This window comes from Bacteroides faecis MAJ27, assembly GCF_900106755.1.
Classification (GTDB): Bacteria; Bacteroidota; Bacteroidia; order Bacteroidales; family Bacteroidaceae; genus Bacteroides; species Bacteroides faecis.
The window spans coordinates 1-9,584 of record NZ_FNNN01000056.1 but is presented as its reverse complement, the minus strand read 5'-3'; the positions used below and the strand labels follow the sequence as shown (position 1 = coordinate 9,584).

6 protein-coding genes are annotated in these 9,584 nt (G+C 41.7%); all 6 read left to right on the top strand.

The window, feature by feature from the left end; translation table 11 throughout:
• Nucleotides 1–373 precede the first annotated feature (373 nt).
• Nucleotides 374–925 (top strand): RNA polymerase sigma-70 factor, encoded by a 552-nt coding sequence (locus BLW31_RS23445; RefSeq protein ID WP_010536991.1) that lies wholly within the window; start codon nucleotides 374–376, stop codon nucleotides 923–925.
• 46 nt (nucleotides 926–971) lie between these two features.
• Nucleotides 972–1,958: a FecR family protein gene (locus BLW31_RS23440; RefSeq protein ID WP_010536992.1), complete on the top strand. Its 987-nt coding sequence runs from the start codon at nucleotides 972–974 to the stop codon at nucleotides 1,956–1,958.
• Between the two features lie 166 nt (nucleotides 1,959–2,124).
• Entirely contained in the window at nucleotides 2,125–5,451 is a 3,327-nt protein-coding gene (locus tag BLW31_RS23435; RefSeq protein ID WP_010536993.1) for a TonB-dependent receptor, read from the top strand.
• Nucleotides 5,452–5,458: 7 nt separating this feature from the next.
• The gene (locus tag BLW31_RS23430; protein ID WP_010536994.1) at nucleotides 5,459–7,087 is read left to right on the top strand and encodes a RagB/SusD family nutrient uptake outer membrane protein; all 1,629 of its coding nucleotides are present in this window, start codon (nucleotides 5,459–5,461) and stop codon (nucleotides 7,085–7,087) included.
• A 12-nt stretch (nucleotides 7,088–7,099) separates the two neighbouring features.
• A complete protein-coding gene (locus BLW31_RS23425; RefSeq protein WP_010536995.1) occupies nucleotides 7,100–8,254 on the top strand; it encodes a glycoside hydrolase family 18 in 1,155 nt (384 codons plus the stop codon).
• Complete coding sequence (locus BLW31_RS23420; RefSeq protein ID WP_010536996.1) at nucleotides 8,254–9,429, top strand: DUF1735 and LamG domain-containing protein; 1,176 nt, start codon at nucleotides 8,254–8,256, stop codon at nucleotides 9,427–9,429. The genes BLW31_RS23425 and BLW31_RS23420 overlap by 1 nt, the downstream gene beginning before the upstream one ends.
• Nucleotides 9,430–9,584: the final 155 nt, after the last annotated feature.

Genomic DNA, 9,584 nt, shown 5'->3' with positions numbered 1-9,584 from the left:
ACAAAAACTTTGGGTAATAACAAAGCCCGGGCTTGTGAAAGTCTGGGCTTTGTGCATAAAAAAAGGTTGTGCCAGCGTTTTGACACAACCTCTTTTTTCTTTATACTCCTCTTGTTTCTCTGTTTTTACCACTGACCGGCTCTTCTCCTCTTTTTTAGATAAGGAGTCAATTTCTTATACATGTATTTACGTTTGTTCTCTTTTTGGTATGCTATAAAAGAAGTTTTGTATTGTCAATAATTTTATGATTGTAATTGAAATGCGGAATAATTGCAAATATACGCAAACAAGTCTTAATATTGAGACGTTATTGCCTTCTAATCTTTGAGAATGCTTAAATTTATATTTGTAACCGATAATTATCTTAGCAAAAATGGAAATCAATGTGAAACAAATTGAATTAAAGTTTCAGCGTTTCTTTACTGAAAACTTCCCAAAAGTAAAGAATTACGCACAGATGCTGCTTAGGTCAGAGATTGATGCAGAGGATGTAGCGCAAGATGTTTTCTATAAACTTTGGTTACAACCCGAGATATGGCTAGACAATGAAAAGGAACTGGATAACTATCTCTTTATAATGACTCGAAACATTATTCTGAATATCTTCAAACACCAGCAAATAGAACAGGACTATCAGGAAGGGTATCTTGAAAAGGCGGTACTTCATGAACTGATGGAAAGTGAGGACACGCTGAAAAACATATATTATGAAGAAATGCTGCTTGTCATTCGCCTGACTCTGGAGAAAATGCCGGAACGCCGGAGATTAATATTCGAGCTTAGCCGTTTTAAAGAACTTAGTTATAAAGAAATAGCGGAGAGGCTCAATATTTCTATTCGCACGGTGGAGCATCAGGTTTATCTGGTGCTTATAGAATTGAAGAAAGTACTCCTCTTTTTATTTTTTCTGTTTTCATTTAAGTAGTGTTTTTGTTTTAGTTGTATTTAAAGTATAAAGGAGAAAAACGAGGATGAAAAATTATATTCAGCATATTATAGAGTTATTCGGGCATAATGAATATTCATTGGGCACGCGGAGAAGAGTGCAGCAATGGTTGGCAGATGAGAACCATGCGGAAGAAAAAAAAGAAGCACTCCATGCGTTGTGGCAGCAAGCGGGAGAACAGAAGGTACCCCGTGGCATGCAGCAGTCGATACAACGGATGCAACGAAATATAGGAATGCAACCTGCCGGTTCCGATAAGAAGTATCAATTGCTTATATGGAGAGCGGCAGCTATTTTCTTGTTGGCAGTGTCGTCTGTTTCAATCTATCTGATGCTGGAGAAGGACAAGCCGCAAAAGGATCTGGTAGAATATTATATACCGACAGCGGAAATACGTGAATTTACATTGCCTGACGGTACACGGGTGATGCTGAATTCGAAAAGTACTTTACTGTATCCCGAACAGTTTACTGGTAAAACGCGCAGTGTATATTTGATTGGTGAAGCAAATTTTCAGGTAAAGCAGGATAAAGAACATCCCTTTATTGTAAAAGCCAATGATTTTCAAATTACTGCTTTGGGAACAGAGTTTAATGTGAATGCCTACCCGGAGAATGATGAATTGACTGCAACTCTGCTGGAAGGAAGTGTGAAAGTAGAATTTAATAACCTATTATCTAATGTGATTTTAAAACCTAATGAGCAGATAATGTATAATAAACAGACCCGAAAGCGTAGCCTTCAAACGCCGCGAATGGAAGATGTGACTGCCTGGCAGCGTGGAGAACTGGTTTTCAGCAATATACATCTGGACGAGATTTTCACAAGCCTCGAACGTAAGTTCCCTTATACCTTTGTTTATAGCCTTCACAGCCTGAATGATAAAACGTATAGTTTCCGTTTCCAACAGAAAGCCACTTTGGAAGAAGTTATGCAGATTATAACTCAAGTAGCGGGAGATGTCAAATATGTAATCAGGGGAAATAAATGCTATATTACAGATAACGAATAAAGAATAATTGTTGAACCTTTTTTAATTTAATACATTATGCAAAAAAATATCCGGAAGAAATGGCCGTTTCTCCCGGATGTGAAATCATTCTCTTTTTAATATTAGCGTGTCTTGACGCTATTTCAATTGATCATAAAATAATAACCAATTAACTAATACTAAAAAGATGCTACAAATTTATGAAAAAATAGCAGATAATGTTGCTCAAAAGCGAGTATTTCTCATTTTTTTAGGTCTATTGTTGCTGCAGACCCTCGCTTTTGCTCAAAATGATAGTAAAATAACTATCAAGCAAAAAGATATCACTGCGGTAGATGCGTTGAAAGCTGTGGAACGGCAGTCGAAGATGTCTATTAATTACAGTGATTCCGAACTGAAAGGAAAGAAAATAGCCGAACTAAACTTGGAAAACGCATCAGTGGCAACTGCACTCGACGCAATCTTAAAAGGAACTGGTTTCTCGTATCAGATTCAGGGTAATTATATCATAGTTACCGAAAAGAAACCTGCTGCGCAATCTCAACAATCTCAGAAAATGATTAAGGGAAAAGTGACCGATGAGAATGGTGAACCTCTTATTGGGGTAAATATATCAGTGGAAGGTAGTTCTACGGGTACAATAACCGATTTTGATGGAAACTTTTCTATTAGCGGTCCCGGCAATGCCAGGCTGAGAGTATCTTATATAGGATATGCAACTCAAATGATTGCAGTTTCCGATAAAGAGTTTTATCCGGTTACCATGAAGCAGGATGCTGAGGTACTGGACGAAGTCGTTGTTACGGCATTAGGTATCAAGCGTGCGGAGAAAGCACTGTCTTACAATGTGCAACAAGTAAAAGGAGATGAAATAACCGCTATCAAAGACGCTAACTTCATTAATTCGCTGAACGGTAAGATAGCGGGTGTGAGTATCAACAAAAGTGGTAGCGGTGTCGGTGGTGCAACGCGTGTAGTAATGCGTGGTGCAAAATCCATCGAAGGAGACAATAATGCACTGTATGTAGTTGACGGTATTCCTTTGTTTAATACCAATATGGGAAACACCGACAGTGGTATCATGGGTGAAGGCAAAGCCGGAACAGAAGGTGTTGCCGACTTTAACCCGGAAGATATCGAAAGTATTTCTATTCTGAGCGGACCTTCGGCTGCTGCTCTGTATGGTAGTAGCGCGGCAAACGGTGTCGTCCTGATTACTACGAAGAAAGGACAGGAAGGGAAATTGCAGATATCATTTTCTTCTTCATCCGAATTCAGTAAGGCATATATGATGCCTGAATTCCAGAATACCTATGGAAATAAAGAAGGTATGTTCGAAAGCTGGGGCGATAAGCTGTCCAGACCTAATTCATATGATCCTAAGAGTGATTTCTTTAATACCGGAACTAATTTCATTAATTCATTGACACTGTCGACCGGTACAAAGCAGAACCAGACGTTTGCTTCCGTATCTTCTACGAATTCAAAAGGTATTGTTCCTAACAATGCTTATGATCGTTTGAATTTTACGATTCGTAATACAGCTACTTTTCTGGATGATAAATTGCAGTTGGATTTAGGTGCATCCTACGTGAAGCAGAAAGATAAAAACATGGTATCGCAGGGACAATATTGGAATCCGGTGATATCCGCTTATCTATTCCCGCGTGGCGAAAGTTTCGATGATATCAAGACTTTTGAACGTTACGATCAGAGTCGTAACATTCCGATACAGTATTGGCCTATTGCCGATGCTACTTATGGTTCACAGAATCCTTACTGGACTGCTTACCGCAATATAGCAACCAATGAAAAGAGCCGTTATATGTTCAACGTCGGACTGACTTATAAGATCACAGACTGGATAAATCTTGCCGGACGTTATCGTATGGACGATACTCATGTCCAGTTCGAACGTAAGGTTTATGCTACTTCCGATCAAAAATTCGCCGAAGGCAGAAAGGGGCTTTATGACTATAGCAACTATAAAGACCGTCAGGAATACGCTGACTTTATGCTGAACATCAATAAGCAGTTTAATGACTTCAATGTTTCTGCCAACTTGGGTTATAGTTATTCTAACTACTGGTCGCTGGCAAGAGGTTATAAAGGAACATTGCTCGGAGTGACAAACCTGTTTGCAGCCAGCAACATCGACCCGTCCAACGGTCGTATTTCCGAAGATGGAGGTGACAGTCGCGTGCGCAATCACGCTATCTTTGCTAATGTCGAGCTGGGTTGGAGAAGCATGCTTTATCTTACTTTGACCGGACGTAATGACTGGAACTCAAGGTTGGTAAACACCGATGAAGAGTCATTCTTCTATCCGTCGGTAGGTTTGTCCGGCATTATCTCTGAAATGGTGAAACTGCCCGAATTTATTTCATATTTAAAGGTGCGCGGGTCTTATACGGAAGTAGGTTCTCCGGTATCTAAATCAGGACTTACTCCGGGAACAGTTACCACTCCGATAGTGGGCGGTGCGTTATCTCCCACAGGTATCTATCCGTTTACCGACTTCAAGGCAGAACGTACCCGTTCGTATGAATTCGGATTGAGTGTTCGCTTCTGGAACAAGTTGAGTGCAGAAGTCACTTATTATAAGTCGAATACATACAATCAGACATTTATCGGAGACTTGCCGGAGTTTTCGGGTTACAAACAAATTTATCTGCAGGCAGGTAACGTACAGAATCACGGATGGGAAGCCTCATTGGGATATAGAGACAGCTTCAAGGATTTTAGCTTCTCTTCAAACCTGACCTTCTCCCGCAATGTGAACGAGATTAAAGAAATGGTGGAAAACTACCATACCAGTATGAGCCCGGAACCTATTAACGTCCCGGAAGTAAGGAAAGACAACGGGCGTGTAATTCTGAAAGTAGGGGGCAGTATCAATGATATTTATGCCAATACCTTCTTGAAGAAGGATAGCCAGGGCTATGTTGAAATCAAGCAAGACGGCTCGTTCGGACTCGAGCAGGGTGAACCGGTTTTCTTAGGAAAGACCGCACCGGACTTTAATATGGGTTGGAGCAACTCATTATCATACAAAGGATTTGGCTTGAGTTTCTTGATCAACGGACGTTTCGGTGGTGTGGTAACTTCTTCTACCCAAGCTGTCCTCGACCGTTTCGGAGTATCAAAAACATCTGCCGAAGCGCGTGACGCAGGTGGTGTCTTATTGCCCGGACAGGGAAGAGTGGATGCTCAGAAATATTATCAGTTGATAGGTACGGGAGACTATACTACCTCCGGATATTATGTATATAGTGCTACCAACATCCGTCTGCAGGAACTGACTTTGAGTTATAAGTTCCCTAACCTTTGGTTTAAGGATATACTGAAAGATGTTACTTTGTCATTCATTGCCAACAATCCTTGGATGATCTACAGTAAGGCTCCGCATGATCCGGAACTGACTCCGTCTGTAGGAACATACGGTCAAGGTAATGATTATTTCATGCAACCGAGTGTAAGGAGTTTCGGTTTCGGTATTAAATTTAAATTATAATTGACCCATGAAAAAGATAAATCAATATAAACTATTGGCAGGCATTTGCGCTTTGGCGCTTTTTACTGCTTGTGACTTCGAAGAAATAAACACCAATCCATTCGAGATGACCAACGAAATGGGGATAAGAGATGGTGTTGCCATCGGAGGCGCCGTTACAGCAATGCAAAGAGCTGTAGTTCCCGTAGGAACACAAGCTGACGATACAGAGGCTATTAATCAATATCAGGTTGCTTACAATTTGTCAGCCGATTCGTGGTGCGGATTTTTCGGACAGAATAACAACTGGTATAGCGGTAGCAACAATACTACCTATTACTTACAGGACGCTTGGGTGGCTGCTACTTATAAGAATTCGTATACAGAATTGCTTTCCTCATGGAAGGAAATCAGACAAGAATCCGAGAAAACCGGATCAATGGAAGTTTTCGCTTTGGCTCAGATTCTGAAGATTTCGGCATGGCATAAGACGCTCGAAACATTTGGACCGATTCCTTATACACATGCGGGTGAGCCTGCTTTGGTTATTCCTTTTGACAGTGAGAAAGACGCATTCAATGCTATGTTTGCTGACCTGACTGCTGCTATTGAGATATTGACAGCCAGAGTAGAACAAGGAGCAACCATTGTTGCCGATTATGATGCCGTATATGGCGGTGATACGAGAAAATGGGTCAAATATGCCAATTCGCTGATGTTACGGCTGGCAATGCGTATCAGTTACGCTGACGAAACGACTGCGAAGAAATATGTACTGCAAGCTTTGAAGCACGAAGTCGGCGTGATGACTGCTAAAGCGGACGAAGCGCAGATGAGCAGTGGAGCCGGAATGGTATTTCGTAACAACATAGAATGGTTGTCAAACCAATATAATGAATGTCGTATGGGATCCTCCATGTTTTCTTATTTGTTGGGTTACAAAGATCCGCGTCTGGGTGCTTATTTTGAAGCTTCCGCCAGTGCGTATGCAACAGAGGCTTATGACGGTAAAAAATATCAGGCAGTTCCTCCCGGCAATGCTTATCAGCAAAACACGATTTACACCGACTTCTCCAAGCCTAATATTGCTGCGAACACGCCTACTTACTGGATGCGTGCTTCTGAAGTGTATTTTCTCAGAGCGGAAGCTGCATTGAGATGGGGAGCAGAGTTTGGAGATGCGAAGGCACTGTATGAACAAGGTGTTGCCACATCCTTTGATGAAAACGGTGTCAGTTCGTCTGTAGATGACTATTTGGCATCCGGCTTGACTCCGATTGCCCATAATATGAGAGCTTCATATTATAGCTACAGTGCTGCTGCTCCTACTGCCGCGACACCTGAATTCAGCGGTGGGACGGAAGAAAAACTGGAGAAAATCATTATTCAGAAGTGGATTGCCCTTTATCCTAACGGACACGAAGCATGGACCGAATGGCGCAGAACCGGTTATCCGAAACTGAACCAGGTGCAGACAAATCGTGGGCAGGGTGTGACTCGTGAAGGTGGTATCCGCCGTATGGTGTATCCTCTCAGCTTCTCTCAGTCGGCAGACGACAGAGCCAATTATGAAGAAGCTTTGAATCTTTTGGGTGGTGCTGATAAAGATAAAGCAATCACTCAGCTATGGTGGGATTGTAAAAATAGAATCTATTAATCTGTGATTTATATGAAAATGTTAAAACGAATCTTATATATACTTCCTATTATTGGGATGGTGTTTACGTCGTGTGTCGATATAGAAAGCAAAGACTTTGAGCATATCGGTGGTTACAATACGATGGATAACGAAGAAAGTGCACAATATTATGCAGATCTTCGTGCATGGAAGGCAACAAGCAAGGATTACGGTCGTCCCATTTTTTTCGGATGGTTTAGTAACTGGTCACCCGAAGGCCCTATCCGTAAGGGATATCTGGCATCATTGCCGGACAGTATCGATATGGTTTCGATGTGGAGCGGTCCGTTTGGTTTGAATGAAGCAAAATTGGCCGATAAGGAGATTTTCCAGAAGAAGAAAGGTGGTAAGATCACTGTCTGTTACATTTTGCATAATATCGGGACAGGTATTACGCCTACTTCCGTTTCAGAAAAAGTACAGGCTGAAAACCCGGAAGCCTCCAGTGAAGAAATCAATGAACTGGTAAAAAAGGCTACAGAAGAATATTGGGGCTTTACCAGTGGAGAGAAGGGTGCGGAAGATCACATTACAGCGATTCAAAAATATGCCAAGGCGTTGGTGGATACTATCGTAGCTACTGATTATGATGGTCTGGACATTGACTGGGAACCGGATAACGGTGGTGACGGAGGAAGATATGTCGGAAGTTTGAAAGACCGCCGTGGTGGTCCGCGTGGAGAATTTCTGCATTATTTGGTAGAAGAGATAGGAAAATACTTTGGTCCGAAGGCAACTGAACGTCCGAATGGTAAGTACTACTATTTTATGATAGACGGTGAAATCTGGAATTCGAACAAAGAATCGGCTCCCTACTTCGACTATTTCATTACTCAGGCGTATGGAGATTCCAATCTTGACAGGAGAGTCAGTACCTTGCAAAGCTGGTGTGGAGAATACTATGACTATCGTAAGCACATCTTTACCGAGAACTTCGAGTCATCATGGGTGTCCGGTGGTGTTTTGCTGACTCAGGCTGCCTATAACCATGTCAATGGTCCGAAGGGCGGCGTAGGTGCTTTCCGACTCGATAATGACTATGATAATGCCCGTGATTACAATTTTGTGCGCCATGCGATACAAATCAATCAAGAGGCCTATAAGGAATATATGGACAGTCAATCTAATGAAAATACAGAACAGTAATGAAACGTATCAAAATCTTATATGCAAGTGCACTGGTTGCATTGTCTTTCTTCGGTGCTGGTTGTAACGATAGTGAAAGTGATCTGTTGACATCCAAACTTTATTTTGAGAGTAATGTGATAAGAGTGGAAGTGGAAGCAGATACTTATGACTGTGAATTGATATCACGTCTGTCAAATATGATGAAGAGTGATGTAAAGGTGAGCTATCAGATAGGCGGTCAGGACCTTGTGGATGAATATAATCAAAAACATGGGACGACCGGACAGCTTCTGACTGCTGATAACTATGAAATGCTGGGAGCTTCGTCGACCATTAAGGCAGGAGAACTTTATGCCAATCCATGTGAGTTGTTAGTGAAGAATATTACTAAAGGTGAAGATGGGGTGACTTATATTCTGCCTGTGTTAGTGAACAGTACGGATGTGGAAAAGATCAGCAGTACAAGTGTTACTTACATTGTTGTGAGGAAGCCGATTATCATTGATAAGGTGTACCGTGTGAATCCGGGTTGGTTTGATGTGCGTCTGCCGTCAGTGTACAAATCAACGGGTTCCGTCACTTTCGAAGCATTGGTTTATGCTTTGCGCTGGAAAAATTTGGGTACGATTATGGGTAATGAAGGTACTTTAATTATGCGTACCGGTGACTTGAATCACCCGGACAACGAACTTCAGATGGCGGGTAGTGTTGCATTGCAGATGCCTGATGTGTCTGTGTTCCAGTTGAATAAGTGGTATCATGTGGCGTTCACTTATGATGCTTCTGCGGGAATGGCTACTCTCTATCTCAATGGTGAGAAAATAGCCGATAAGACTGTTGGCTCACTGACATTCGACTTGAACGAACGTTTCTGTATCGGCTATGCTTATGACTATGACAGTAGCCGTAAATGGAATGGATATATGAGCGAAGTACGTTTATGGTCAGTAGCACGCACTGCCAATCAGATTCGCGAAAATATGATGTTTGTAGATTCGAAATCAGATGGTCTGGTAGGTTATTGGAAAATGAATGGTGAAGACACCGAGCAACGTGATGGAGTATGGTATGTACGCGATCAGTCGCCGAATCGTAACGATGCAACTTCAAATAATGGTCTGCGTGGTGAAAACGGTGGACGTCAGTCTTTCGTAGAGCCGACTGTGACAGAGATGAGAGTCAGACTTGAATAAGCTATAGGTTAGTTTTCAAAGTATATTAAGTGAAAAGAGGGCTGAATTCTGTATTGTGAATTGGCACTGTCCACCATTTTGTGTAAATAGAAAACTTCAGGATTCGGGTTTTATACTTGAATCCTGTTTTCAAATATAGTAATAAATTGGTTAAA

What these genes read in the sequence shown, in the direction of transcription:
- BLW31_RS23445 (WP_010536991.1), top strand. Translation starts at nt 374, where the DNA reads ATGGAAATCAATGTGAAACAAATTGAATTAAAGTTTCAGCGTTTCTTT.
- BLW31_RS23440 (WP_010536992.1), top strand. Translation starts at nt 972, where the DNA reads ATGAAAAATTATATTCAGCATATTATAGAGTTATTCGGGCATAATGAA.
- BLW31_RS23435 (WP_010536993.1), top strand. Translation starts at nt 2,125, where the DNA reads ATGCTACAAATTTATGAAAAAATAGCAGATAATGTTGCTCAAAAGCGA.
- BLW31_RS23430 (WP_010536994.1), top strand. Translation starts at nt 5,459, where the DNA reads ATGAAAAAGATAAATCAATATAAACTATTGGCAGGCATTTGCGCTTTG.
- BLW31_RS23425 (WP_010536995.1), top strand. Translation starts at nt 7,100, where the DNA reads ATGAAAATGTTAAAACGAATCTTATATATACTTCCTATTATTGGGATG.
- BLW31_RS23420 (WP_010536996.1), top strand. Translation starts at nt 8,254, where the DNA reads ATGAAACGTATCAAAATCTTATATGCAAGTGCACTGGTTGCATTGTCT.